Here is a 26,707-nt window from a genome sequence, read left to right as displayed (position 1 = left end):
ATGTCATGTGCAGGTCTGTGCAGCGCGATGTCGTTCTGGTGGGAGCGAGCCTGCTCGCGAAAGCCATCTCTGCGTCGCCCAATCTCTCAACAGTTGGTCAGCCTGCAACACCACCTTCTACACTGTCCTCTACGGCTTACCACTCAAGCCTCAGACAACCACTACGCAAGGAGTCTGTCCCATGTCCGATAAAAAATGCGACTGCCCGGGCTGCAACTGCACGATCAAAGAAGGCGAACATTCCTACGCTGTACACGGTAAACACTATTGCTGCGAGGCTTGCGCTCATCACCACAAACACGGTGAAGAGTGTGCGATGAAGGGTTGCGGTTGCGCTCATCCGAAATAAGCGCGGCAAAAAAAAGTGGAGCCTAATCAGGCTCCACTTCCATTTTCAGACTGTCGTCTTCCTGTCGTTCAAAGTGCCTCACCGTGCCTTGCAGTGTTCGCCCTTCGACCTTGACCACCACAACCTTGGCTTGGTGGAGGTCTTCCGGTACCGGTGCCTGGACGCACAAGGTGAAGCGGTAAGGGTCATCCGCGACCGTTTCCAGTGCGACTGCGCAATTCACCGTTTTGGTGATCTGGCCGAAGAAGGTGGTCAGGCCGTAGTCCAGTCGGGCCGTGTGATAAGTGTCGGTCATCGGTCGATTCCCCCTGTCGATTGCCAAGCCTGCGGTGGAGGCGGTGGGGTCAGTTGGTCTGGCGCCAGGTGACGTTTTCCAGGCCGAATTTTTCTGCCATCGGTTTGCTGGTTTTTTGCACTTTCTCGCGGCCGAAGCGCGGGATGCGACCCACGCCCGCGTCGCAGCTTGCCCAATGCCAGGCTTCGGCGTTGTCCATTTTGTCCGAGCGGATAATGAACGACTTGGGGGTGCCATGCAGTGTGTAGTCGATGACGTAAAGTTTTGCGTTGTTCATAAAGCCCGAATTCCTCCCTGTGGTATTAAACGGATCGCGCTGTGCCGGGAAAATTCATTCGGATTGTCCGACGGTATCTATCGTTGGCGAGGGCGCGGCGTGCTGGTTACCATGGCGGCTTCGCCAACCCCCTGTGAACGTTCGCCATGGCCCTCGCCGCGCCCCCTGATCTGACCGACACCGATGTGCCCGTGCAACCGCTGGCGCGGACCTATCCGCGTGGTTTGTTCATCGAGCCGCACGAGCATGTCTGGGGGCAGTTGCTGTATGCGATGAGCGGGGTGATGTGGGTCGAAACCCCGCACGAAGCGCTGGTGGTGCCGCCGCAGCGGGCGGTGTGGTTGCCGCCGGGGGTGCCGCACGGGATTCGGGTGGTGTCGGATTTGCAGATGCGCAATATCTACCTGCGCCCGGCGCTGGCGGCGACGCTGGATGCGACGGTGCAGGTGATCGAAGTCGGTGGTCTGCTCCGCGAGTTGATCGTCGGGCTGGTGGCGCAGGGCGATGCCGGCGAGGCTGAGTATTACGATGCGCTGGTCGGGCTGGCGTTGCTGGAGCTGCGCCGGGCCAGGCGTTCGCAACTGAAGATTCCACTGCCGGACGAGTCCGACCGGCGTTTGATGAATCTGTGTCAGGCGGTGATGGCCGCGCCGTCGCTGGAGATCCCGTTCGAGCAGCATGCGCAGAACGCCGGGGCCAGCGTGCGTACCCTGGCGCGCTTGTTCAAGGACAGCCTCGGCATGGGCTTCGCCGAATGGCGACGGCAGGTGCAGTTGGCGACGGCGGTGGCGGCGTTGATTCAAGGCGTGGCGGTGAGCGTCATTGCTCGCGAACTGGGTTATTCACCGAGCAGTTTCAGCGACATGTTTCGCCGGGAACTTGGCGTAGCGCCTTCGCAATTCTCGGCAACTTGAACAGATCCATGTGGGAGCGAGCCTGCTCGCGAAAGCTTTGCACCAGGCAATGAAGTGCTGACTGGAAGACCGCATTCGCGAGCAGGCTCGCTCCCACACGGTTCTATGGCGGCTGCAGAAGGTTTGTCCGAAATTCAGAAGTCCTTGGCCGATACCGCTCCGGCTCATTCCCTAGACTCTGCCCATCACTTATCGCGGCGGAGTTCCTTTCATGAACTACCTCATTTCTCTGGCCATTGGCCTGGGCGTCGGCCTGCTCTACGGCGCGCTCGATTTCCGTTCTCCCGCCCCACCGGCCATCGCGCTGGTCGGTCTGCTTGGCATGTTGGCCGGTGAGCAGTTGTGGCCGCTGGGCCGGCAACTGGTCGCTGGCTGGTTGTCCTGAATTTCCCTTTTTCTTTTCGGTGGATGTGCCCATGAAAGCGTTGCAATTCGATCAGACCGGCGACCTGTCTTCCCTGCGCTTCGTCGACGTTCCGACCCCGGTGCCCGGCGCCGATGAAGTGCTGGTGCAGATCAAGGCTGCCGGCCTCAACCCCAGCGATGTGAAAAACGTCCTCGGGCGTTTTCCCTACACCACACTGCCACGGGTTCCGGGGCGGGATTTTGCCGGGGTGGTGGTCGAGGGGCCACAAGCACTGATCGGTCAGGAAGTCTGGGGTACCGGGCGCGAGTTGGGCTTCTTCGCCGACGGCGCCCATGCGCAATTCGTCAAACTGCCGGCCAGTGGCGTGGCGCACAAACCGGCGCATTTGAGTTTTGCTCAGGCGGCTAGCCTTGGCGTGCCGTACACCACGGCGTGGGATGCGCTGGAACGCAGCCTGGTCAGCGCCGACACGCGCTTGCTGGTGATCGGCGGCGGGGCAGTGGCAACTGCGGCTTTGGCCCTGGCAAAAGTGCGCGGCGCGCAATTGCTGGCGGCGGCGCGCCGGCCCGAGCAGGTCGCGGATCTGCAGCAGCAGGGCTATCAGACGATTCAACTGGATAAGCCAGAAGACCTCGGTGCGCAGGTCAACGCGGTGTATCGCGGCGGCGCCGATGTGATTTTCGACACCACCGGTTTCTGGCTGCCCGCCTCGGTGGCGGCACTGGCCACCTTCGGCCGCATCGCCATCATCGCCGCACCGGTCGACGGCCATGTGCAATTGCCGGCGCTGGCGCTGTATCGCAAGGGCGGCTCGGTGGTCGGGATCAACTCGTTGTTGTACGGCGTCGAGGCGTGCGCGGCGATGCTCGAGCAGTTCGGGCGCTTCTTCGATGAGGATCGCTTGCCGCTGCCGCAGGGCTTGGTGGAGGTGCCGCTGTCTGAAGGGCCGGCGCGCTATGCTGAGGTCAATCAAGGTGGTGGCGACAAGATCATCTTGCTGCCCTGATTCACGCAAATCCCTGTGGGAGCGAGCCTGCTCGCGATGACGGTAGATCAGTTAAACCGTCGGCGACTGACACACCGTTTTCGCGAGCAGGCTCGCTCCCACAGGGGAAAGGCATAGGATTCGGGATCATTTCCGTAGGATCCAGGGCGTTTCTCTGTGGGCCACGTCCTTTTCGCTCGCAGACCGGCAAAACAGGGAAACCTCTGACTTCACCCATTGCAGTGCACCGTTGCACAGTCCCGTCTTTCACTCAGACACAGGGACAGGTGGATGCGCATCGCTGGCAGGCCCGTTGTTTTCACTCTCGAGATAGAAGGCGTTTCCCACGATCTTCAAGTGTTCGATTTTCGCACCCGGGAAGTGCTCAACCAGACCTACGAACTGGATCTCGAGCTGGTCAGCGAGCGCCCCGATGTGGATCTGGAAGGCTTACTGCATCGGCCGGCCTTTCTCTGTTTCGGTGCCGACGGTAGCGGCATGCACGGGCTGGTCTATCGGGTCGGCCAAGGTGATTGCGGTGTTCGGCTGAGCCGTTACCAGATCACCCTGGCGCCACATCTTGCCTACCTCGCGCATCGGCGCAATCAGCGGATTTTCCAGAACCTGAGCGTGCCGCAGATCATCGCCAATGTGTTGAGCGATCACGGTATGCAGGCCGATGCCTGGCATTTTCAGCTCAGCGCCGAGTACCCGGCGCGGGTGTATTGCGTGCAATATCAGGAATCCGATCTGCACTTCATCCAGAGGCTGTGCGAAGAGGAGGGTCTGCACTTTCACTTCCGTCACCGCCGTGAGGCGCACCTGTTGGTGTTCGGCGACGATCAAACGGCGTTCCTCAAACACGACGTGACGACGCGCTATTTGCAGGGCAACGGCCTGGTTGCCGATGCGCCGGTTATCGACCAGTTCACTGTGCGCCTGGAGCCACGCTCCAACCTCGTCGAGCGCCGCGACTATCACTTCGAAAAGCCCGCAGTGCAGTTGGACGCCAAGGTCAGCGCAGCGTGCGTTCCGCTGCTGGAAGATTATGAGTTTCCCGGGCAGTTCACCCATCGCGAGCGCGGCAAGCACCTCAGCCAGCGTGCGCTGGAGCGCCATGGTGCCGACTATCGTCTGGCTAACGGGCGCAGCAATCAGGCGCTGATGCGCGGCGGCAGTTTCATGACCATGGCGGATTACTCGCGCGCCGACTGCAACGATTTATGGTTGCTGAGCGAGGTCGAGCACATCGGCAAACAGCCGCAAGTGCTCGAGGAAGCGTTCACCGAGCAGGCTGACGCAGATGGTTTCAGTCAGGGCTATCGCAACCATTTCGTCGCGACGCCGTGGGACGTGGTGTTTCGCCCGCAGCTCAAGCATGTCAAACCGCGCGTCAGTGGCAGTCAGTTGGCGGTGGTGACCGGCCCGCCCGGCGAAGAAATCTACAGCGATGCCTACGGCCGCGTGAAAGTGCAAATGCTCTGGGATCGCGACGGCCAGCGTGATGAACAGTCAAGTTGCTGGCTGCGCGTGGCCACTGCCTGGGCGCATGACCGCTACGGCAGCGTGCAGATTCCTCGCGTCGGTATGGAAGTGCTGGTGGGCTTCACCGATGGCGATCCGGACAAACCGTATGTGCTCGCCTGCCTGCCCAACGCCGAAACCCCGGTGCCACTGGACCTGCCGGCGCAACAGACGCGCAGTATCTGGCGCAGCCAGAGCAGTCCCGGTGGCGGTGGTTACAACGAACTGCGCATCGAGGACCGGCAAGGCGCGGAAGAAATCTCCATCAGGGCGCAGCGCGACTTGGTGCAGCACGTGCTCAACGACTTGCGTGTGCAGATCGACAACCTGCACAGCCAAGTGATTGGCGGCGTTTCCAGCCTTGAGTTGCGCGACGAAGAACATCACCTGACCCACGGCAACCGCCTGACTGAACTCAAGCAGGACGATCATCTGTGGGTGCAGGGCGAGCAGCATGTGCGGGTCGCCAGCCAGCGCGTCAGTGCCGCGCAGCAGCTGCATTTCGGCGCGGGCGAGCAGGTGGTTTTCAACAGCGGCCTGCAGATCACCCTGGCTGCTGGCGGGCATTGGCTGACGGTCGGCGCCGCCGGCATTTTCAGCAGTGTGCCGGTGGTGCAGGGCGGGGCGCCAACGGTGTGTCTGCCAGCGGAACCGTTGCTACCGGGGGCTGCGCCGTTGCTCAAGGCGACGTTCGATGCCGTGCAGCAACGGCATGCGCTGCTGACCACGCGGACCTCGCGTTGCCTGATTTGCGAGGCGGCCCAGGCATGAGCCTTTTGACGGATTGGCCTGAAGGTTTGCCGTGGGCTGAGCAGCAGGCGTTTGTGCTGCTCGACGGCGCGACGATCGCCGATTTACCGGCGCAACTGCGAAGGCTCGACCCCGCCGCCAACGCTTTTGCGCTCTACGACCAGCCACCGTTTTCGGCCCTGCGCGATGTCTCGCCGCTGCTGGTGGCGCTCGCGGACGCTGACGATCCGGTGGCGCGGTTTTATCGCCAGCATGCCCAACAGGAATGGGGCGTGCTGTTGTTCAGCGCCGCGCCGGCGCATGAAATCGTCGCGCATTTGCGCCAGTTGCTGATCGTCGAGTTGCCGGTCGGCTCGCCGGTGTTGTTGCGGCTGGCGGATGCCGCCGTGGCGCAGGCGCTGTTTGCCAGCGGCGATGCGAGTCTGTTCGGGCCGCTGGGGTGTGTGGTCACGGCGGATGGCGCGCGGGGAGTCTGGCACTGTCAGCGACCTCGCCAAGGGCAGGGTGGGGCGCTGGTGGCGCCGTATCGGTTGAGTGCGGAGCAGGATGCCGCGCTGGATCGGGTGGATCGGCGGCGGGTGTTGCTACAAGTCGATGCGTATTTGCTTGAATATTTTCCCCGGTTTCATACCGGGGAAACCATCGCTGAACGTTGGATACTTCTGGAACAAATCGAGGCAAAAGCCAGCGCGCTCGGCCTGAGCAGCCAATCGGAATGGCTTTACTTCGCCAACCTTGTCGCGTCTCTCAATGGTGCTGATCCGGATCAGCATCCGCAGATCCAGCACTTGCTACACGAGCCCTCCCTGCAACCGATCGGTGAGCGCTTGACGCTGGCCGTTTCAATGGCCCGCCAATGGGCGTCTGAAAGAGTCCGACCATGAACCATCCCGCCGACCTTGCGGCAGCCGCCGCGTCCAAAGCCCCGATCATCGGCCCCGCCGCCTGCCCCTTGCGCAACACCCACGTGCAACTATTGCCCCTCGCGTACGGCCTTGTCGAAAAACCCTTCGACCCCAGCACCGAAATCACGCTGCCGTACACCCTGACCACGCGCCCCATGGGCATCCGCCGCCTGCGCGACGGTTGGCTGTACATCGTCGACAGCCTCAGCGGTGAGCTCTACGAATACCGCGTGCTGGAAGGCGTCATCAGCGCATTGCTGCATCGCGGCAAAAGCGTCAGCGAGGATCAGCGCAGCGCCATCGAAGAACGTCCGGCGTTGATCTTTTCGCGCAAAAGCACCCTTTACGTGACCTTCGCCGACGTGCAGTTGAGCGCGGCGAAGTGCCGACAGGTGCTGGACAGTGCGCAGGAACGCGAGCACTTCATGCAGGCGGTCGATCTCGGCCCGGTGCATTGTCTGATCGGCGGCGAGCATCTGCTTACCGTGGCTCAGGCGAAACAGTGGCTGGCGGAAGTGGCCTGCACAGCGAAACCGCTGGCCGAGGCGGACGCCACGCGTATGCCGACGGTGCAGGTCAGCGATGCGCCCGAGCACGAACGCGAACCTTATCTGTGGGAAAACCCACGACGTTTTCGCGAGGCGCATATCGGCGAATTTCTCGGTCGGGTGCGCGGGCCTTATCAGGACGACACGCTGTTTCTGCTGGTCAACGACGACCTTGGAGTAATGCGCGATCTGGCCGATTATCAGGACCTGGTAGTCGGCTGGATCGAGCAGTGGAGCAACACCGACAACAACGAGCGCGACTATCTGCTGGCCAGTTACATCGAGTCGCTGAGCCAGCTCGGCGCTCAGGATTTCGACACCCTGGCCAAGGCCAGCGACGATCCGCGCGCCCAGGCATTGTTTGCTGAACTGGAGCAATTGCCCGAGCCGGATCGGGAAAATACCCGGCAGGCGCTGCTCGACTATTTGAACAAGGGTGGTGAGGTCGAGCCAGTTGCAGTCGAAGCCACGCCTGAGTTGCAACAGCTTCGCGAAAAGGCATTGGACGAGTCACTGGCGCTGAACCGCTTCGACGGCGTTGCCCCGGATTTCACCGCGCACGCTCGCGTCACCGCCGAGGCGGACCGACGCTTTTACACCCGCGAATATTTTTCTGAAGTCGCCCCGGCCGACTTCGTCGAGCGCCACCTGAACACACTGGTCGACCTCGGCAAGGATCAGAGCCGACGCATGAAAGACGTGCTCGACGGCCCATTGCTCAGCGGCAAACGCGGCATCAACGACCTGATCGACCGCCCGGCCATGGACGAGGTGCTGAACAGTCATCGCGACAACCTCGGACGCTGGAATCGCCTGCTCGAACGCATCACCGCCGATCGCGCGCAACTGCTGTGCGCCGGGCGTTTCCATCGCTCGGCTTGGTATTTCGACGGGCAACTGCCGGCGCAGATCGATCAGGCGCTCGCCAGCGAATACGCCTGTCTCAAGGACATCGGCCGCAGCGACGCGGCCAATGAGCAAATGCTCGGATACCTCGAGCAACACCCGCAACTGACCCGCCCGCTGTTCTACACCTTGCCGCTGCGCTTGCAGACCGAACAGGCCGGGCAATATTCAACGCTGTTCAACGCCGGCATGGCGATGTTCAACAACCTGCCGGACTGGCTGGCCAAGTTGCAGAGCATCGAGCATCCGCAGTTGCCGGCCCTCGACGATCTGCCGGCACACAGCCGCGTCCTCGCCGATGCGGTGCAGGACACCTACAGCCCAGCGCTGAACCTCGGCCTGAGCCGGGCGCTGGAAGGCTTCGATCTTGCCGGCGAGAAAATCCCCGACCTCGACGAACTGTTCCAGCGCCTGCCCAAAGCCCTGCGCCTGCGCGTCTTCGACGCCGCACGAACCAGCGGCGTGACCTTCACCGTGTCCACCCCGGCAGAGCAAGCGGCGCTGCATGCCACGATCAAGGAAGTGCTGCGCGAACGCGACTACCTGAAAACCCTCAACCGCGAACGCAACCAGCTCACCCACAACAAAAACCGCCAGGGCCACAAAACCGCCCGGGCGGTGGAAATGCAGCAGGAAATCGTCCGCGTGCGCACGCAACTGGCCTTGTTCGAAGGCCGCCTTGCGGCAGCGTTAAGCCCGATCGACGAACTGCCGGATCGCTCGGCGCGACTGTATGGCGCCACCCCGGCGAAAGCGGGATTGACGGTGGTGTTTCCGCCGGCGCAGCACGGGGAATTGCGTGGGTTGCTGGAGAACATTCGCGCGGGAGTGGCGGGGGTTTCGAAGGCGAGTCTGGTGCGGACGGAGGGGATGGGGTTGGTGGTGGTGTTGGTGCAGGTGGTGAATTTGGTGGGGGCTTATCGAGAGGTGATGAAGCAGACGAGGGACAGGAAGAAACGGGCGGATTTTTTTGCTGCCATTATCGCGACAGGCGCAGCCGGATTTACCGCTGCGCAAGGGCTTGCCGATACTGCGCTCAAGGCTCGAAGCGCGAGTCTTATTGCCGGTATGCAGGTTGAGGCGCTGCAACAGGTTCATGTGCAGATGGGAAAGTTGCATGTTGGGTTGGGCATGTTTACCTATCTTTTGAGTTTGAGAACTTCCTTAACCAGCTTCAGAATCAAAGATCGAAAGTGGCAAGACGCGGTTCGAAGTGGTACTCAATCTGAGCAGAGAGCAGCTGCGATGGCGACCTCGGGCGCGGCAGGCATGATTGCGACTAGTGGCTACGGGTTTGGTAATACAGTATCTGCCTCCATTAAAATTTTAACTGCACCGAACCGTTCGGCGCGAGCAACTGCTTGGGCCGCCGCTGGCACACGTCTTTCTACTGTATTTTTTCGATTCAATTTGGCTGGTGCGTTGTTCACGGTGCTAGAGTTCGCCGGGACATGGCTGTTCAATCGGTACAATCTCTCTGCACACGACAAGTGGTTGAAAATCACGCCCTGGAGCCGTGATGAAGAGATGCGCGGTGACCACTCCCTGGATGACTATCAAAATTATCTGGCGTTTTTGATACACGCTCCTTACGCCCAATCAGGACCTGATCCCAGTGATACCTGACTGAAGACTTTATTATTTGGCGCCAAACCCAGTGATATTCATTTGGTTCTGCCGAGGCTGATGCTAAATGATCTTCTGCCGCCGTTAAACGGTAAACCGAGTCAACGCTTGGGAATCGGTGCCCATCGACTTGTTGCACCGCTGCATGGTCGCGGTGTGCCGCAAGTGCGCAAGGAAGTCATCAGTGAGGAGATATTGAGCAGTCTGCGAATCGTGAAGTCATCACCAGATGGTTTGGTGCTTTGTCTTCAGTACCCAATCCGTCCCGATTCTGACTATACGCCTGCAAAGGAAACGCTCGAACTTGCCATATGTATCCAGACCGTCAATGGCAAAGGCGAGTCGGAGTCACGAACTCGTGTGATTCATATCGCCCCCCGGGATACCGGCCATTTTGCTGTAGTGGTTCCGGGTTCGGTCAAGGAGAACCCTCCGGTTCTACTGGTAGAAACTCACTATCTCGAATGGGCTGACCATGCTGAATAATCGCAGTAATCCTCTTTCCAGTTCGGAATATGAGGGGATTAAAAAAGCGGGCGATATTGAGCCGTTCCCAAGCGGGAAAATTACCTATCTATCACCTTTGCCATTGCCAGCACCTATACCACCTTATGGGCCTCACATCGGGGAATTGAACCAAGGTTACATGGACTTTGGTCTCGGATTGCCAGAGGCATTTACGTGGCAGTTGATTCTCGGCGGGACGACCGCAGGAACTTTTATGGTTCTCGTTTTATTTCCTTTGTTCACGGGCTTGCTAGGGATTCTTTTTGGCTATGGAAACGAGGCGATTTGGGAATCAATGGTTGGAATATTCGAAGTGGGGTTGGAAAATGAATTATTTTGCGGTCCCTTGATCTTGCTCATCGGTATTGGTGTCTGGCATCACCACCACAAAAAACGTCTCTCCCTCATCCCAACCCGCTTCAACCGTCAACGCCGCGAAGTCTGCTTCATGCCCGAAGGCGCCATCGAGCCAGTCTTCGTCCCATGGGAATCGCTGTCTGCCTGGATCATCGAAGCCAAAGGCGCCACCCAGTTCGGCATCCACCGCCAATACGGCATGGGCATCGGTTTCTACCAAGGTGAAACCCTCATAAGCCAGGAATTCCAATGCGCCGGCCTGGAGCTCGCGATCAGCCATTGGGAAGCGATTCGCGGTTACATGGAGTACGAAGTCAACGACCTCAAATCGATTCAGGATTTGCAAGACCTTCAAGGCCCAGACGACCCACCCCACGAAGGCCTGCACACTTTTCGTAACGCCCGCGCGCGGATGCATCAGCAGATCCGTGAAGGCCGCCGCTCGCGGTTGTCGGGATTTTTTTGGTACCTGTATCACGTCATGACTTTATGGACGATTCCCAATCGTCTGGTCGAATGGGAAGTGCGCCGTCTGGAAAGAATCGGCAAGCAGGCGTTGCCGGAAGTTATGCGCGCCTGGTCCGAGCCGCTGCCGAAAGAGCAATGGGCCAAGCCCAGTGAAGAGTTGTTGCGACTAAGCGAACAAGTGCGGCGGATGCACAAGCGCCAGCCGCATCGGCCGATTACGCAGATTTTTGCTGAGGTTTGCAGGCGGGGCTGACTGGGCGGTGCAGGCAGGTTCGATAGCTTTCGCGAGCGGGCTCGCTCCCACAGGAGACCACGCTACAAATGTGGGAGCGAGCCTGCTCGCGAAGGGGCCGCTCGGTCAGCACAAAAATCTGCGCTCTCGCGCTCTGCTAGAATCCGCCCCATTCATTGCCAGAGACTCTCCCATGAGCGAGCCGATTCGTCTGACCCAATACAGCCATGGCGCCGGTTGTGGCTGCAAGATTTCCCCGCAGGTGCTGGAAGTGATCCTCGCCGGCAGCGGCGCACAGAACCTTGATCCAAAACTCTGGGTCGGCAACGCCTCGCGCGATGACGCGGCGGTGTATGCGATCGATGCCGAGCGCGGGGTGGTGTCGACCACCGATTTCTTCATGCCGATTGTCGATGACCCGTTCGACTTCGGCCGCATCGCCGCAACCAATGCGATCAGCGATATCTATGCGATGGGCGGCGATCCGTTGATGGCGATCGCGATCCTCGGCTGGCCGGTGAATGTGCTGGCGCCGGAAGTGGCGCGGGAAGTGATTCGTGGCGGTCGCTCGGTGTGCGACGCGGCGGGTATTCCACTGGCGGGGGGGCATTCGATCGATGCGCCGGAGCCGATCTTCGGCCTCGCCGTCACCGGGCTTGTGGAAAAGCGCCACATGAAACGCAACGACACCGCTACCGCCGGTTGCCTGTTGTACCTGACCAAACCGTTGGGCATCGGCATCCTCACCACCGCCGAAAAGAAGGGCAAGTTGCGCGCCGCCGACGTCGGTGTCGCCCGCGACTGGATGTGCACCCTGAACAAGCCTGGCAGCCGTTTCGGCAAACTCGCCGGCGTCACCGCGATGACTGACGTCACCGGTTTCGGCCTGCTCGGGCATCTGGTGGAAATGGCCGATGGCAGCCAGTTGACCGCGCGCATCGCCTACGACCGCGTGCCGCGTCTGGACAGCGTCGAGTACTACCTCGATCAGGGCTGCGTGCCGGGCGGTACGCTGCGCAACTTCGACAGCTATTCGAGCAAGGTTGGCCGCGTGCAGGAGTTGCACAAACGCGTGCTGTGCGATCCGCAGACCAGCGGCGGTCTGCTGATTGCGGTCACGCCTGAAGGCAATGACGAGTTCCTCGGCGTCGCCGCCGAACTGGGTCTGAACCTTGCGCCGATCGGCGAACTGATTGAGCGACAGACGAACGCGGTCGAGGTGATTTGATGCTCCGCGACTGCACCGACTACCGCGATATTTTCCTCAACGACCGGCCAATGATGGATGCCCGCGCGCCGGTCGAGTTTCACAAAGGCGCGTTCCCCGGCGTGGTCAATCTGCCGCTGATGAATGATCTGGAACGGCAGAAGATCGGCACCTGCTACAAGCAGCATGGCCAGCAGGCGGCGATCGAGCTGGGCCATCAAATGGTGTCCGGCGCAGTCAAGGCCGAGCGCATCCAGGCCTGGGCCGACTTCGCCCGGGCTCATCCCGATGGTTATCTGTACTGTTTTCGCGGCGGTCTGCGCTCGCAGATCACCCAGCAGTGGCTGCGCGACGAGGCCGGCATCGACTATCCGCGTGTCGGCGGCGGCTACAAGGCGATGCGCAGCTTTTTGATCGACACCCTTGAGCAGGCCATCGCGCAGTGTGATTTTGTTTTGCTCGGCGGCATGACCGGCACCGGCAAGACCGAAGTGCTGGTGCAGTTGCGCAACGGTGTCGATCTGGAAGGCCACGCCAACCATCGCGGCTCCAGTTTCGGCAAACGCGCTACCGGGCAGCCGTCGAACATCGATTTCGAGAATCGCCTGGCGATCGACTTCCTGAAGAAACGCGATGCCGGGATCGAGCAGTTTGTGCTCGAAGACGAGAGCCGTGTGGTCGGCAGTTGCGCCTTGCCGCTGCCGCTGTATCAGGGCATGCAGCAGTACCCGATGGTCTGGCTGGAGGATCGTTTCGAGCACCGTGTCGAGCGGATCCTGCGTGATTACGTCATCGATCTGTCGGCGGAGTTTGCTTCGCTGCACGGCGAAAACGGTTTTGCCTTGTTTTCCGAACGTCTGCTGGAAAGCCTCAACAACGTACAGAAACGCCTCGGCGGTGAGCGCCATTCGCGGATGCTGGTGTTGATGGAGCAGGCGCTGGCCGAGCAGGGCCGCAGCGGCGCGGTGGACCTGCATCGCGGCTGGATCGAGGGTTTGCTGCGTGAGTATTACGACCCGATGTATGTCTTCCAGCGCGAGAAGAAGGGCGGGCGGATCGAGTTTGCCGGGGAGCGTCAGGCGGTGATCGAGTATTTGCGTGCGAGGGTGAGTCAGAAGGCTTGAGGTGCAAGCAACTGGCCTCTTCGCGAGCAGGCTCGCTCCCACAGTTGAAATGCGTTTCCCTGTGGGGGCGAGCCTGCTCGCGAAGACGCAAGGTCAGGCGATACAAACTCAGGTCGGGCAAGTGTCCTTGCCGTTATCCAGTCCCTGTTTGTAGATGTGGCTCTGCAAACTGGCCTTGCCGTTGTGCCACTTCAGGGTCAGCACATACAGCGAATCGAAGTCATCGCCGGCCCAGTCATCGGTGATGTTCTGTCGCTCGCCCACTGCGTTGCCGGCGACCTTGTTGATCAGATCCGGCAGATAACCGTGGGACCAGGCGGTGTAGATCGTCGAGTTGTGATACTTCTCGTCCAGCAGCTCGCGGGCCAGATCGCTGGTGTCGTTGGCAGAGAATTCGATGTTCACCGGCAGGCCGAGCTTGATCGCGGCCGGGCTGATGGTCATCAGCGGACGAATGTAGCTGTAGGAATTATCCAGCTCGCCTTCCTCGACGTTGCGCGTCGGGTTGGCGGCGAATACGTAATCGGCCTTGCCGAATTTTTCCGGCAGCAGCGTCGACAGGTCGATAGCGCGGTTCAGGCCCTGGCAGTTGAGCTGGCCGAGGCCGCCTTCGGGCTTTTCCGCGTGGCGCAGGAACACCAGCGTCTGTGTGCCGTCCGCCGGTTGGGCGCGGCTTTCGCTGGATTCGAGAGACAGAAACAGCGCGCTGACTGCCAGCAGGGAGGGCAGGGCCACGTACGCGCGATGTTTGAAACGTTTGGCGAAACTCATCAGATTCGTCATCAATTCGAGGGTTCTTCAGCAAAAGCGGTTAAGGCTGACAAACCTTGGCACCGCGGGCTCCCAGCACCGGGTGTTTCCCTGTCATAAACAGCTTCCTCTGCGAGAAAGCATAACTCAGAGTCCTGTAATGCCCGTTTGGTTCGATCCGGGCCAGTGCGCAGCACTCTAACGGCAACCTTTGCGGGCATGCAGGCAGGTTAGCGACAGGATGTTACGGTTCGTGTAGGCGCAGCGGCAGGCCTACTTTATGATCGGTTTTCAATTTGTGACTGGATGCTTCCAATGACCGATCTGTCTGCATTCCCGATTACTCAGAAATGGCCGGCGCAGTACCCGGACTGGATTCAGCTCTACTCCCTGCCGACCCCCAACGGCGTCAAAGTGTCGATCATGCTCGAAGAGATTGGCCTGCCGTATGAGCCGCACCGCGTCGGTTTCGACACCAACGACCAGACCTCGGCGGAATTTCTCTCGCTGAACCCGAACAACAAGATCCCGGCGATCCTTGACCCACATGGCCCTGAAGATAAACCGCTGCCGCTGTTCGAATCCGGCGCGATCCTGATTTATCTGGCCGACAAGAGCGGCCAGCTGCTCGCTCAGGAAGGCGCGCTGCGCTACGAGACCATCCAATGGCTGATGTGGCAGATGGGCGGCATCGGCCCGATGTTCGGCCAGCTCGGTTTCTTCAACAAATTCGCCGGCAAGGATTACGAGGACAAGCGTCCCCGCGATCGGTATGTCGAGGAGAGCAAACGCCTGCTGAATGTGCTCAACACTCGCCTCGAAGGCCGCGACTGGATCATGGGCGAGCGCTACACCATCGCCGACATCGCCACGTTCCCGTGGGTGCGCAATCTTCTCGGGTTTTATGAGGCCGGGGATCTGGTCGGCATTCAGAATTTCCCCAATGTCACCCGAGTGCTGGAGCGGTTTCTAGCTCGCCCGGCCGTCATCCGCGGCCTGACCATCCCATCCTGACTTTCAGTTGTACACATGCCCCCTGTGGGAGCTGGCTTGCCAGCGATGAAGCCAGCACAGTCAACCTCATTGGTGACTGACCTGCCGCCATCGCTGGCAAGCCAGCTCCCACAGGAATTTGAAATGTACATGCAGGATTATTACAAGCCCGGTAACGCTCTCTTGATCGATCCAGGTTTGTCCCGCACCCGCCGCAAGGCATAAGCTTCGCCCCCTACGACTTTCGTCTCATCCGCTGTTTTCAGGAAAGGCCCCATGTCCAGTCAGTTCCCCGAAGCACGTCCCCGCCGTCTGCGCCGCAATGAGAGCCTGCGCAGTCTGTTCCAGGAAACCGAGTTCAGCCTGAACGATCTGGTCCTGCCAATCTTCGTCGAGGAAGACATCGACGACTTCGTGCCGATCACCAGCATGCCCGGCGTGCAGCGCATCCCCGAGCGTAAACTGGCCAGTGAAATCGAGCGCTATGCCCGTGCCGGGATCAAGTCTGTGATGACCTTTGGCGTGTCCCATCATCTCGATGCCAACGGCAGCGACACCTGGCGCGAAGACGGTCTGGTGTCGCGCATGTCGCGCATTGCCAAGGACGCCGTGCCGGAAATGATCGTGATGTCCGACACCTGCTTCTGCGAATACACCGATCACGGCCATTGCGGCGTGATGCACAACCACGAAGTCGACAATGACCAGACCCTGATCAACCTCGGCAAACAAGCCGTAGCGGCCGCCCGCGCCGGTGCTGACGTGATTGCGCCGTCGGCGGCGATGGACGGCCAGGTGCGCGCGATTCGCCAGGCGCTCGACGCTGCCGGCTTCACGCAGATTCCGATCATGGCCTACTCGACCAAATTCGCTTCGGCACTCTACGGCCCGTTCCGCGAGGCCGGCGGCAGCGCGCTCAAGGGCGATCGCAAAAGCTATCAGATGAACCCGATGAACCGCCGCGAAGCCCTGCGCGAATCGCTGCTCGATGAGCAGGAAGGTGCCGATGCGCTGATGGTCAAACCGGCCGGTGCTTACCTCGACATCATCCGCGACATCCGCCAGGCCTCGAACCTGCCACTGGCGGCGTATCAGGTCAGCGGCGAGTACGCGATGATCAAGTTCGGCGCCCAGGCTGGGGCGATCGATGAGGATCGCGTGGTCCGCGAAAGCCTTGGCGCAATCAAGCGTGCGGGGGCGGATCTGATCTTCACTTACTTTGCGATGGATCTGGCGTTGGCGGGGATCTGAGAAAGGAATCGCAACTTGCAGCATTGCCTATATGGAATGGTTGCTCCTTGTAGGCAGAGGCGTCAGGTTGCGATCGTCTCCATGATCCGATTTTTATCAGAAAAGAGCTTTGCTGAGTTTGACACCTAGCGACGCAGTGACATACAGCGTTGAAGCACCAGTTTTGTGTTCGACTGGATCGAAATCAGCTTTGATTACTCCACTGAAACGAGTTTTATTTTCAGAAATCGTTAGATGCAAGATTGATTGATTGGGCGATGCGTACGTCCAACCTGCATGATTTGCAAAGTAGAATGCGGCGTACTGGTAGTAGGTCGAAGGTATTTCATATGTTCCATCTTCCAGATCGCTGAAAATTTGAAATATAAAAGACCTGTCGTTGGCCTCCGTTCTCCCTCGGAACTCATATTTTACCCGCTGGGTTGAACGCAACTCGATCAAAGCAGCATTTAAAGGTTGGTGGTCGGCGACTTCGAACAGTGCGTTTAATGTTCCAGTGACCTCTATGTCTTGCACTTGGTCTGCGGTGGACAGTTCCATCTTGATTGCTCCTTGAAAACGGTGAGCAATGATTAGAGGTGGCGCTGCGCAATGCGTCCACTGTCAGAGTTGACAGGTGTTCAGGTCTTTCCGACGAATGGCTGGCCAACAAAGTGTGAAGGTCACTGAAAAGGCCGGATGCCGTGATCGAGGAAGTAGCGTTCGATCACCTTCGGATCGGCGCTGCTATCGGCAATCGCCACATAGGTATCCGGCCGCAACAGATAAAATCCGTTGCGCCCCAATCCCGCCGTTTCAAACGCCGGGCGCCAGTCGAAGACGTGCAGCGGCAAGTGGTGTTCGGCGCACCAGGCGATCATCTCGTCGCTGGTGTCGCCATAGACATGCACCTGCCAGCATGGCTGCCGTAGCGGTTCGAAATTATCCCCTTCGCCATCATGCGCCCACGGCAAGCGGTCGCCGCCGTGCACGTGGCCGGCTTCACCCTGGCTCAGTGGCATGCCGCGATAGTTGAGGGTGACTTGCGAGACCGTGCGAAACAGGAATTCGCGGCTGGCTTCGAACCCGGCCATTTTCGGCAGCAGAAACGGCGCCACACGCATCCGTAGCAGATCGGCCATGCGACCCTGCGCGGTGACGAAACTGAAGACCTTGTCGGTGGTGGAGACTAGTCGGCGAGCGAAGGCGATGCGCTCGGTTTCGTAGGTGTCGAGCAGTTTCGGTTCGGCACCACCGCTGAGCACGGCGGCGAGCTTCCAGGCTAGATTGATTGCATCGCCAATGCCCGTGTTCATGCCCTGGCCACCGGCCGGACTGTGTACATGGGCGGCATCGCCGAGCAGAAACGCCCGGCCGTTGCGAAAGTGCTCGGCCACGCGGTGATGCACGCGGTAGGTGGAGAACCAGTGCACGTCTTCGATATGCACTTTCAGGTGTTCGATGGCGCGGCTGCTGACGTCGGCAAATTGCAGGGTTTCGGCACGCTCGGCGCGTTCGTCACGCACCGTGCCGATCAGTCGCGCGCGGCCTTCGCCGGCCAGTGGAAACACCGCGAGAAAATCCGCTTGGTCCAGGTCCAGATGCAACTCGCCATTGAGCGCCGGGCCGCTGGCCGTGATATCGGCGACGTAGAAAATCTGCTGATAGGTGCCGCCGGGGAAGTCGGTGTCGAGGGCTTTGCGCACCACCGAACGGGCGCCGTCGCAACCGGCCAGATAGCAGGCCTGACAGACTTCCTGCCGGCCATCGGGCAGGCGCAGGTGGGCGGTGAGGGTGTCGCCGGTTTCCTCGAAGCTGTCCAGTGCGGTATTGCGCTCCACACTGACGCCGTAATCTTCGAGGCGCTCGAGCAACAGCCGTTCGTGCTCGTCCTGCGGGAAAATCTCGACAAACGCGTAAGGCGTCAGGCCTTCGCCGATGCGCTTGAGGGGCAGGTGCGCGACCGGTTTGCCGTTGACCCAGAAATTCGCCGCAGCGACCTGATGGCCGCGACGCACGATGGTGTCGGCGAGGTCGAGTTGGCGATACAGCTCGAGGGTGCGTGCCTGCACGGCCAGAGCGCGGGAAGTGGTGCCTGGCGCCGAGGTCTTGTCGATGATGCGCACGCGCACGCCGAGTTTGCTCAGCCACAGCGCCAGGACCAGACCGGTCGGGCCGGCGCCGATGATCAGCACGTCGCTGCGGTTCATGGGGCTGTCCTCCTGTGGCTGTGCAGCAAGTATGGATCAGGTCGCCAGTTCCGGCCTCTTCGCGAGCAGGCTCGCTCCCACAGGGAACGCATTCCAGTGTGGGAGCGAGCCTGCTCGCGAAGCGTCCGGTCAAGCACCACAAAAACCAGAAAGGCCCCGCAACCGTGAAGCTGCGGGGCCTTTTCTGCGACGCAATCACGCTTAGAAGTCGATCGTCCCCGACAACTTCGCCACTCGCGGTTCGCCCTGGGTCAGGTAGCCGCCCTGAGCCGACTCCCAGTACTTCTTGTTCGCCAGGTTCTCAACACCGAACCGCACGGTCACATCCTTCTCCGACACCTTGAACGCATAGCGCGCGCCGGCATCGAAGCGGTTCCACGTTGGCAGGCTGAGGTTGTTCGCCGCGTCGGCGTATTGCCCGCCGGTGCGCAGCATCCGCGCGTTCAGCGCAACGCCTTGCAGGCCTGGCACGTCCCAATCCACGCCAGCGTTGAACTGGAAGGTCGGCACGCCGATGGCGTGGTTACCGTCGTTGGCGCCGTTGAGGGTGTTCTTCAGTTCGGTGTCCATCAGGGTCAGGCCGCTGATCAGGCGCAGGCCGTCGATCGGCTCGCCGAACACGTTCATCTCCACGCCTTTGTTGATCTGCTCGCCTTCGCGCACGTAGGTGCAGGTGGTGGCGCTGTTGATTTCGCAGTAGCCGTCGCTTGGCTGTTCGATGCGATAAACACCGAGGCTCGCGCCATAGGTGCCCATGTCGACTTTCACGCCCAGTTCGGTCTGCTTGGAGCGTTTCGGTGCGTAGACTTCGTTGCCGTTGGTGACGCGGAAACCGCCGGAGCTGGTCGGCGAAGTCGGCCCTTGGGCCAGGCCTTCGATATGGTTGGCGTAGAACGACACATGCTCCCACGGCTTGAACACGATGCCGTACACCGGAGTGGTGATCGATTCGTCGTAGCTCGACGAACGCGGGCCGCTGCCGTAGCTGGCGTAGCTGTAACCCTGCACCACCAGTTGCTGACGACGCAGACCGGCGGTGACCAGCAGGCGATCGTCGAAGAACCCGAGGGTGTCGGAAATCGCCACGCTGCGGTTGAAGGTCTTGCCGACGATGCCCGGATCGTTGAGATCGCCGCCAGAGAAGTTGCCGACCGGTGCCGGCGGGGTGATCGGGTGATAGATGTTGTTGGAGTAACGGGTCAGGTCGAAGTCATAAGCGCTGCGCTGCTCGGCCCAAATCCCGGTCAGGCCGAAATTCAACTTGTGGCTGACTGGCCCGGTGTTGAATTTGCCGTTGAGGCCGGCCATGACGCTGGTGTTGTCCTCATCGTGGGGGACGAACGAGCCGGTGGTGAACGAGGCGCCGTTGTTGCCGACCAGCGTGGTCGAGTTATAGCGCCCGACTTCACGGGTGTGCTTGGCGCCACCGGCGGCGTAGGCGGTCCAGCTGTCGTTGAGGTCGTACTCGGCGCGGAGCATGCCGAAGGTGTCTTCGATGTCGGTGTAGCCCCATTTCGGCGCGTAGTTGGTGTCCGCCGATGGCGCGTCCGGGATGTGCGTGGCGGTGCCGAGGTTGACCGAGCTGCGGCCACCGTTAACGCGTTCCTTCTGATAGGCAAAGTCACCGGAAACCCGCAGCGCATCGCCTCGATAATCCAGACCGATGGCGAACAGTTTCGAGCGCTGGTTCTCGTGATCGATGCCGGTGTCGCCTTCGCGCTGCGACAGGTTGACCCGCGCGCCGAAGCGGTTGTCTTCACCGAAACGCTGGCCGATGTCGAAGTGATGACCGATGCGGCCTTCGCTGTTGATGTCGGTGGTGTAACGGCGCAGCGGCACGTCGCCGGCGCGCTTGGGTTGCAGGTTGACGCCGCCGCCGATGCCGGAGCCGGTCGGCGTTACGCCGTTGATGAAAGCGTTGGGGCCTTTGAACACTTCCACGCGCTCCAGCGCATCGGTGGAAATGATCTGCCGGGGCAACACGCCGTACAGGCCGTTATAGGAAATGTCGTCGCCATTGAGCGGCAGCCCGCGAATCATGAAGACCTGCGCCTGGTTGGAGAAGCCCGAGGCCTGGCGCACGGAAGAATCGTTGAGCAGCACGTCGGCGACGTTTTCCGCCTGCTGATCCTGGATCAATTGCTCGGTGTAGGACGCTGCGCTGAACGGCACGTCCATCATGTCCTGATTGCCGAGCACGCCCAACTGGCCGCCGCGCGCAACCTGACCGCCAGCGTAGACCGGGGGCAGGGCGTTGGGTGTCGGGGCTTGGGCATTGACGTTGACGTCGTCGAGCACCAGCTCTTTGCTGTTTTGTTCAGCGGCGTGGGCGGTAACGGTCAGGGAGCACAGCAGGGCAAGCAAAGTCGGGCGAAATGGAGCGCCGAGTCGAGCTGAAGCGGGCATGTCGGATCCTGGAGGCGAGCGGCCAAAGAAAAATAAGGGCGGCGCGGAACTCCTTGCGCTAATGCGACTCCAGGCGCGAATGATAGGGTTTCGCAGTAACGTTTTGCAATCAGTTTGTCATCAGCGTGTAGGAGCTGCCGAAGGCTGCGATCTTTTTATTTTGATCTTGATCTGATCTGCAAAAAGCAAGATCAAAAGATCGCAGCCTGCGGCAGCTCCTACGGGGGTTGTGTATGGTGTTGTGGCTAATTTGATTGGATGGAGCAACATGCGATTACTCATTACTCTCGGCGCCGTGCTACTGCTCGCCGGTTGCGCCAGCCAGCGCAGCAACGAACCGGCGCCGCGTCCGCCGGCCGAAGTGAAGGCTGAAATCGTTCGGCTGTTGCCGGCGAAAACTGCCGACCGTCAGGGTTGGGCCACGGACATCTACGCCGCGTTCGCCGCGCAAGGCATCAACACCACCACGCAGAATCTGTGTTCGGTACTGGCCGTGGCCGAGCAGGAATCGACTTTCCAGGCCGACCCGACGGTGCCCGGGCTGGGCAAGATCGCCCGCGACGAAATCGATCGCCGCGCCGCCAAGGTGCACATCCCCAGCCTGCTGGTCAGCGGCGCTTTACAAGTGCGCTCGCCCAACGGCAAGACCTACAGCGAGCGTCTGAATGCGGCGCGCAGTGAAAAGGAACTGAGCGCGATTTTCGACGACTTCATCGGCATGGTGCCGATGGGCCGCACGCTGTTCGGCGGCTTCAACCCGGTGCACACCGGCGGGCCGATGCAGGTCAGCATCGAATTCGCCGAGGAGCACGCCAAGGATTATCCGTACACGGTGGACGGCACGATCCGTCGTGAAGTGTTCAGCCGGCGCGGCGGCATGTATTTCGGCATCGCCCATTTGCTCGGTTACCCGGTGAATTACCGCGAGCCGTTGTATCGTTTCGCCGATTTCAACGCCGGCTGGTACGCCAGTCGCAATGCCGCGTTTCAGAATGCGGTGAGCCGCGCTTCCGGCATCCCGCTGACCCTGGACGGCGACCTGATTCGCTACGACTCGATCATGCCCGGCAGTACCGAACTGGCGGTGCGCACCCTCGGCAAGTCGCTGGGCATGCGCAACCCGACGATTCGCGATCAACTGGAGAAGGGCAAAACCCTGGAATTCGAAGAGACCAAACTCTATCAGCGCGTGTTCGAACTGGCGGAGCGGGCCGAAGGCAAGGCGTTACCGCGCGCGGTATTGCCGGGGATTGTGCTGCAGAGTCCGAAGATCACCCGCAAACTCACCACAGCCTGGTTCGCCAAGCGCGTGGACGAGCGCTACAAGCGCTGCATGGCCAAGGCCGGATAAAACACGCAGACATAAAAAACCCGGCTGCGGGAGCCGGGTTTCTCTGCGGTGTTGCGCTTGCAGTCATGCATCAGGCAACACGGCGTTCGATCAGACGATCCGAGCCACCTTCGGCAACACGGCGTTCGATCAGACGATCCGAACCACCTTCAGCAACGCGGCGTTCGATCAGACGATCCGAACCACCTTCAGCAACACGGCGTTCGATCAGACGATCCGAACCACCTTCGGCAACACGGCGCTCGATCAGACGATCCGAGCCACCTTCGGCAACGCGGCGTTCGATCAGACGATCCGAACCACCTTCGGCAACGCGGCGTTCGATCAGACGATCGGAACCACCTTCGGCAACGCGGCGTTCGATCAGACGATCCGAACCGCCTTCAGCAACGCGGCGTTCGATCAGACGATCCGAGCCACCTTCGGCAACGCGGCGTTCGATCAGACGATCGGAACCACCTTCGGCCAGACGGCTTTCGATCAGCTTGTCCGAACCGCCTTCGGCGATCATGGTGTGCGCCGGGGTGGCGGCGAAAGCGTTAACTGCGAAAACCGAGAAAGCAATGCTGAGAAGAGTCTGGCGTTTCATGATGGTGTGCTCCGGGGTGTTGTTGGTTGGTATGGAGCTGATGTTACGCCCGGAATTTTTTATGAGAACTTCATTGCCGTGATGGTGAACATCGACGTCGATGATGGTTGCGGACAACCGCGTAGCAGAGCCTCAGAGCACCTTCACCGCACGCCCGATCGCCTGAATCGGCCCGGTCGGTTTGCCGATCGGTGAGCCATTGGCGCCTTCCAGGGTCAGCTCAAACAGCTGGTTGGGTTGCAGCGGCGGCAACTTGTCCAGCGGCACCGACAACGCTTGCCCCGGTTTGACCAGTCCCAATGAAACCGGTCCCGACCAGCCGTCAGCCTTGGTCCAGAACTCCAGCGCCTTGTCCGCCGGCACCTCGACCACCCCCAGCGGAATCAACTGGATCTCCCGCGCATTGCTCGCCTGAATCACCCAACCCGGCGCCTTGTCCTGCGGCGCCACCAGCACGACCAGATAACTCGGTTTCGGCGCAGTCTGGGTCAGTAGCATCGCGCCCAGAATCAGCGTCGCAGCCAGGCCCGCCGCACTCAAACCGCGCCACAGCGGCAGCAGGTTCCACCAGGAAGCGAGAGGTTTTCTCACCGTCAGCCGCTCGAGACTGCGCTCGATACGTGGCCATAACTGCGCCGAGGGTTGCTGAGGTTCGGCCAGATCGGTCAGCTCCAGCAGACGTCGCTCCCATGCGTCGACTGCCGCGCGCAACTCAGGATCGTTCGGCAGCCGCCGTTGCACCTCGATGCGCTGTTCGAACGACAAGGTGCCGAGCACGTATTCGCCGGCCAGTTCATCCCGTTCCTGCGCTGATTCGCCGGTCATCCCATGCACTCCCGCAAAGCATTGAGGCTGCGCTTGATCCACGCTTTGACCGTGCCCAGCGGCGTGTCGAGGCGCGCGGAAATCTGCGCGTGGCTATAACCGTCGACGTAGGCATGGAGGATGCAGCTGCGCCGCTGCGGTTCCAGTTGTTCGAGGCAGCGATGAATGCGCGCCGAGTGAACATCGACCGCCTCATCAGACGCCGCTGTCTCATGTTCTTCGCTGAACGGCGTTTCCCGACTTTGCTTGCGCAACTGATTCAAGGCCAGGTGCCGGGTCACGCTGAACATCCAGCCCCGCGCCGAGCCGCGCGCCGGGTCGAACCCGGCCGCGCCGTGCCAGATCTTGATGAATGCCTCATGCACAATGTCCTCCGCCAGCGCCGTATCGCGCACCAGCCGCTTGGCCACACCGAGCAGGCGCGGGCCTTCCTGCACATACAAATCGCGCAAAGCCGCGCGCTCGCCTCGGGCACAGGCGGCGAGGCGGGCTTCGTAATCGAAAACGGATTCGGGTAAAGGCATGGGGTGCAATCTAGCTCACATTTCCCAAACATCCAGAGGCATGGTTCCCTGTGGGAGCGAGCTTGCTCGCGAATGCGGTGGGTCAGAAAGTAATAAGGCGACTGACACTCCTTCTTCGCGAGCAAGCTCGCTCCCACAGGATTGTGCACTGCTTCCGGATATCAGTTAGCCGCCCAGAAAATATAATCCGCTTGGTACTTCACCACTTCCTGCTTGCCCTTGTTCGCCATGGTGCACTCACTGCCCGGCGCGACGCCGCCCTTGAGCGCGACACGCTGGATGTAGCTGACCCCGGTCATCGCGCCTTTGCCCTCGGCCGGATTGGCCTTGACCAGTTGATAGGGCAGGTTGCCCGGGCTCGACGGTGCCACGGCCAATTGCGTGCCGGTGACTTTCGAACCGTCCTTGGCTTGCCAGGTCGCTGGCGGGCCGAAATAGGTGCCGACCTGTTTGCCGCTGCGATCATTGAGCACCGCTTTCGGGCCGACAAAGGTCCATTCGGTCTGCCCGGCCATATTGGGTTTGTCGCGGCATTCGTAGGTGATCTCGCCAACCCCGGTGGTTTCCAGGGCAATCTTGTGCCCGTCCGGCACCTTGATCGCGTCGGGATAACTGCTCTGGGCGAAGGTGGTCGCGGTGAAGGCGAGCAAACCGGTGAAGCCAATCAGCTGGGTGATGTTCATCCGATGATTCTCCGAAAAGGGTAGGGCGCTTACAGCACCAGAGTGGGCTGTTACAGGGACTACCCGTGACGGAGGCGATTGGATGCAGTGCCGGAAAAATAAATTTCAAACACCACCTATCAAACCTGTGGGAGCGAGCCTGCTCGCGAAAGCGTCGGGCCAGCCAGCACTTATGTGACTGATGCACCGCATTCGCGAGCAGGCTCGCTCCCACAAGGTTCTTCATCAGGCTTGAGGCCCGAGGCTTTCAGTAACTCTTGGGTGTACGGATGTTGCGGCGCAGCGAAAATCTCCCGCGACGAGCCTTGTTCAACCACCTTGCCGTCCTTGATCACCATCAAGTCATGCGCCAGCGCATGCACCACCGCCAGATCATGGCTGATGAACAGGTACGTCAGCCCATGCCTGATCTGCAACTGGCGCAACAATTCCACCACTTGCTTCTGCACCGTGCGATCCAGCGCCGACGTCGGTTCGTCGAGCAGGATCAGCGCCGGTTCCAGCACCAGTGCGCGGGCGATGGAGATGCGCTGGCGCTGGCCGCCGGAAAACTCGTGGGGGTAACGATGGCGGCTTTGCGGGTCGAGGCCGACTTCCTCGAGCACGCGAATCACCGCTGCCTCGCGCTCGACCTCGCTACCGATGCCGTGGGTCAGCAAGCCTTCGGCAATGATCTGCTGCACCGACATGCGCGGGCTGAGGCTGCCGAACGGGTCCTGAAACACCACCTGAATCTGCCGGCGCAACGGGCGCATCAGACGCTGATTGAGCAGGCTCAACTGCTTGTTGCCGAAACGGATATTGCCCTCTGATTCGACCAGGCGCAGGATCGCCTGGCCCAGCGTCGACTTGCCCGACCCCGATTCGCCGACAATCCCCAGGGTCTTGCCGCGTTGCAGGGTGAAACTGACGCCGTCCACCGCTTTGATGTAATCCTGCTGACGGCTGAAGAGTTTTTTCGGCAGGGCAAACCACACCTTCAAATCATCGACTTCCAGCAGGTTGTGCTCGTACTCACTGGGCACTGGCGCGCCGCTCGGTTCAGCTTCGATCAACAACCGGCTATAGGGGTGTTGCGGCGCTTGGAACAGCGTCTCGCAATCGGCCTGTTCAACGATCTCGCCCTGACGCATTACGCACACGCGCTGAGCGATCCGGCGTACCAGATTGAGGTCGTGGCTGATCAGCAACAGCGACATGCCGAGGCGCTGCTGCAACTCGATCAGCAGCTCAAGAATCTTCTGCTGTACGGTCACGTCCAGCGCCGTGGTCGGTTCATCGGCAATCAACAGTTCCGGCTCGTTGGCCAGCGCCATGGCGATCATTACCCGTTGCCGCTGACCACCGGAAAGCTGATGCGGATAGGCTTTGAGTCGCTGCAACGGCTGGCGAATACCCACCAGCTCGAGCAGCTCCAGCGTCCGCGCGCGGGCGGCGCGGCCCTTGAGGCCCTTGTGGATTTCCAGCACTTCGCTGATCTGTTTTTCCACCGTGTGCAGCGGGTTCAGCGAAGTCATCGGCTCCTGGAAAATCATCGCAATGCGATTGCCGCGCAGACCACGCATCTGCTGTTCGCTGGCGTGCAGCAAATCCACGCCGTTGTAGCGAATCGCTCCGCTGCTGCTGACGCTCTGGCCAGGCAGCAGGCGCAGGATCGAATGCGCCGTCACCGACTTGCCCGAGCCGGACTCGCCGACCAGCGCCAGACACTCGCCACGGCGAATATCGAGGCTCACACCGTGCACCACTTCTTGCCCGGCGAAGGCCACCCGCAGGTCGCGAATTTCAATCAGGTTGTCTTGCAT

General features: G+C 60.7%; 25 protein-coding genes. 14 read left to right on the top strand and 11 right to left on the bottom strand.

Annotation, left to right across the window (positions count from 1 at the left end):
• The first annotated feature begins 181 nt into the window (after positions 1 to 181).
• Positions 182 to 349, top strand: a complete 168-nt coding sequence (locus AB4O45_RS03870) for a metallothionein (RefSeq protein WP_016775405.1) — start codon at positions 182 to 184, stop codon at positions 347 to 349.
• Positions 350 to 371: 22 nt separating this feature from the next.
• Here the strand turns inward: AB4O45_RS03870 and AB4O45_RS03865 are convergent, their stop codons facing one another.
• Complete coding sequence (locus tag AB4O45_RS03865; RefSeq protein WP_056791362.1) at positions 372 to 644, bottom strand: hypothetical protein; 273 nt, start codon at positions 642 to 644, stop codon at positions 372 to 374.
• Positions 645 to 693: 49 nt separating this feature from the next.
• Positions 694 to 921 (bottom strand): DUF6555 family protein, encoded by a 228-nt coding sequence (locus AB4O45_RS03860; protein ID WP_016775403.1) that lies wholly within the window; start codon positions 919 to 921, stop codon positions 694 to 696.
• Between the two features lie 146 nt (positions 922 to 1,067).
• On the opposite strand from AB4O45_RS03860, the gene AB4O45_RS03855 reads away from it, so the two are divergent.
• From AB4O45_RS03855 to mnmH, 10 genes are all read left to right on the top strand, one after another.
• Positions 1,068 to 1,835, top strand: a complete 768-nt coding sequence (locus tag AB4O45_RS03855) for an AraC family transcriptional regulator (protein WP_217862965.1) — start codon at positions 1,068 to 1,070, stop codon at positions 1,833 to 1,835.
• A gap of 211 nt (positions 1,836 to 2,046) precedes the next feature.
• Entirely contained in the window at positions 2,047 to 2,220 is a 174-nt protein-coding gene (locus AB4O45_RS03850) for a DUF1427 family protein (RefSeq protein ID WP_073471384.1), read from the top strand.
• 31 nt (positions 2,221 to 2,251) lie between these two features.
• A complete protein-coding gene (locus AB4O45_RS03845; RefSeq protein WP_122880149.1) occupies positions 2,252 to 3,208 on the top strand; it encodes a quinone oxidoreductase family protein in 957 nt (318 codons plus the stop codon).
• Positions 3,209 to 3,478: 270 nt separating this feature from the next.
• A complete protein-coding gene (tssI, locus tag AB4O45_RS03840; RefSeq protein WP_460161091.1) occupies positions 3,479 to 5,482 on the top strand; it encodes a type VI secretion system tip protein TssI/VgrG in 2,004 nt (667 codons plus the stop codon).
• Positions 5,479 to 6,345 carry a DUF4123 domain-containing protein gene (locus tag AB4O45_RS03835; protein WP_460161090.1) on the top strand — a complete coding sequence of 289 codons (867 nt, stop codon included), beginning with the start codon at positions 5,479 to 5,481 and terminating at the stop codon, positions 6,343 to 6,345. Before tssI ends, AB4O45_RS03835 begins: the two co-directional genes overlap by 4 nt.
• On the top strand, positions 6,342 to 9,446 hold the full coding sequence (locus AB4O45_RS03830; RefSeq protein WP_460161089.1) for a toxin VasX: 3,105 nt from the start codon (positions 6,342 to 6,344) through the stop codon (positions 9,444 to 9,446). Before AB4O45_RS03835 ends, AB4O45_RS03830 begins: the two co-directional genes overlap by 4 nt.
• 60 nt (positions 9,447 to 9,506) lie before the next feature.
• A complete protein-coding gene (locus AB4O45_RS03825) occupies positions 9,507 to 9,932 on the top strand; it encodes a hypothetical protein (RefSeq protein ID WP_460161088.1) in 426 nt (141 codons plus the stop codon).
• The gene (locus tag AB4O45_RS03820) at positions 9,922 to 11,031 is read left to right on the top strand and encodes a hypothetical protein (RefSeq protein ID WP_460161087.1); all 1,110 of its coding nucleotides are present in this window, start codon (positions 9,922 to 9,924) and stop codon (positions 11,029 to 11,031) included. Before AB4O45_RS03825 ends, AB4O45_RS03820 begins: the two co-directional genes overlap by 11 nt.
• Before the next feature lie 172 nt (positions 11,032 to 11,203).
• Positions 11,204 to 12,238: a selenide, water dikinase SelD gene (gene selD / locus AB4O45_RS03815; RefSeq protein WP_095182141.1), complete on the top strand. Its 1,035-nt coding sequence runs from the start codon at positions 11,204 to 11,206 to the stop codon at positions 12,236 to 12,238.
• A complete protein-coding gene (gene mnmH, locus AB4O45_RS03810; protein WP_095182140.1) occupies positions 12,238 to 13,341 on the top strand; it encodes a tRNA 2-selenouridine(34) synthase MnmH in 1,104 nt (367 codons plus the stop codon). Before selD ends, mnmH begins: the two co-directional genes overlap by 1 nt.
• Positions 13,342 to 13,449: 108 nt before the next feature.
• Here mnmH and AB4O45_RS03805 read toward each other — a convergent pair whose 3' ends face one another.
• Entirely contained in the window at positions 13,450 to 14,124 is a 675-nt protein-coding gene (locus tag AB4O45_RS03805; protein ID WP_252876612.1) for a histidine phosphatase family protein, read from the bottom strand.
• A gap of 282 nt (positions 14,125 to 14,406) precedes the next feature.
• Here AB4O45_RS03805 and AB4O45_RS03800 point away from each other — a divergent pair, with 282 nt between their 5' ends.
• The gene (locus AB4O45_RS03800) at positions 14,407 to 15,105 is read left to right on the top strand and encodes a glutathione binding-like protein (protein ID WP_122611212.1); all 699 of its coding nucleotides are present in this window, start codon (positions 14,407 to 14,409) and stop codon (positions 15,103 to 15,105) included.
• A 255-nt stretch (positions 15,106 to 15,360) separates the two neighbouring features.
• The gene (hemB, locus tag AB4O45_RS03795) at positions 15,361 to 16,335 is read left to right on the top strand and encodes a porphobilinogen synthase (RefSeq protein WP_460161086.1); all 975 of its coding nucleotides are present in this window, start codon (positions 15,361 to 15,363) and stop codon (positions 16,333 to 16,335) included.
• Positions 16,336 to 16,431: 96 nt separating this feature from the next.
• On the opposite strand, the gene AB4O45_RS03790 is transcribed toward hemB, so the two are convergent.
• From AB4O45_RS03790 to AB4O45_RS03780, 3 genes are all read right to left on the bottom strand, one after another.
• The gene (locus AB4O45_RS03790) at positions 16,432 to 16,875 is read right to left on the bottom strand and encodes a hypothetical protein (protein ID WP_150634883.1); all 444 of its coding nucleotides are present in this window, start codon (positions 16,873 to 16,875) and stop codon (positions 16,432 to 16,434) included.
• 122 nt (positions 16,876 to 16,997) lie between these two features.
• Positions 16,998 to 18,524 (bottom strand): FAD-dependent oxidoreductase, encoded by a 1,527-nt coding sequence (locus AB4O45_RS03785; protein WP_460161085.1) that lies wholly within the window; start codon positions 18,522 to 18,524, stop codon positions 16,998 to 17,000.
• A gap of 201 nt (positions 18,525 to 18,725) precedes the next feature.
• On the bottom strand, positions 18,726 to 20,930 hold the full coding sequence (locus AB4O45_RS03780) for a TonB-dependent receptor (protein WP_460161084.1): 2,205 nt from the start codon (positions 20,928 to 20,930) through the stop codon (positions 18,726 to 18,728).
• A 268-nt stretch (positions 20,931 to 21,198) separates the two neighbouring features.
• Here AB4O45_RS03780 and AB4O45_RS03775 point away from each other — a divergent pair, with 268 nt between their 5' ends.
• A complete protein-coding gene (locus tag AB4O45_RS03775; protein WP_460161083.1) occupies positions 21,199 to 22,281 on the top strand; it encodes a DUF1615 domain-containing protein in 1,083 nt (360 codons plus the stop codon).
• Between the two features lie 70 nt (positions 22,282 to 22,351).
• Here AB4O45_RS03775 and AB4O45_RS03770 read toward each other — a convergent pair whose 3' ends face one another.
• From AB4O45_RS03770 to AB4O45_RS03750, 5 genes are all read right to left on the bottom strand, one after another.
• Positions 22,352 to 22,870, bottom strand: a complete 519-nt coding sequence (locus AB4O45_RS03770; RefSeq protein WP_217862971.1) for a phage infection protein — start codon at positions 22,868 to 22,870, stop codon at positions 22,352 to 22,354.
• Between the two features lie 132 nt (positions 22,871 to 23,002).
• Positions 23,003 to 23,695 carry an anti-sigma factor gene (locus tag AB4O45_RS03765; RefSeq protein ID WP_095182135.1) on the bottom strand — a complete coding sequence of 231 codons (693 nt, stop codon included), beginning with the start codon at positions 23,693 to 23,695 and terminating at the stop codon, positions 23,003 to 23,005.
• Positions 23,692 to 24,219 carry a sigma-70 family RNA polymerase sigma factor gene (locus tag AB4O45_RS03760; RefSeq protein WP_095182134.1) on the bottom strand — a complete coding sequence of 176 codons (528 nt, stop codon included), beginning with the start codon at positions 24,217 to 24,219 and terminating at the stop codon, positions 23,692 to 23,694. The genes AB4O45_RS03765 and AB4O45_RS03760 overlap by 4 nt, the downstream gene beginning before the upstream one ends.
• A 161-nt stretch (positions 24,220 to 24,380) precedes the next feature.
• Positions 24,381 to 24,902 carry a DUF3455 domain-containing protein gene (locus AB4O45_RS03755; RefSeq protein ID WP_016775383.1) on the bottom strand — a complete coding sequence of 174 codons (522 nt, stop codon included), beginning with the start codon at positions 24,900 to 24,902 and terminating at the stop codon, positions 24,381 to 24,383.
• A gap of 170 nt (positions 24,903 to 25,072) precedes the next feature.
• Positions 25,073 to 26,707, bottom strand: coding sequence for an ABC transporter ATP-binding protein (locus tag AB4O45_RS03750; protein ID WP_460161082.1), 1,635 nt, complete (start codon positions 26,705 to 26,707; stop codon positions 25,073 to 25,075).

The organism is Pseudomonas sp. S2_B10, assembly GCF_054668425.1.
The sequence above is the reverse complement of the archived record's forward strand: the minus strand, read 5'-3'. Positions and strand labels throughout refer to the sequence as shown.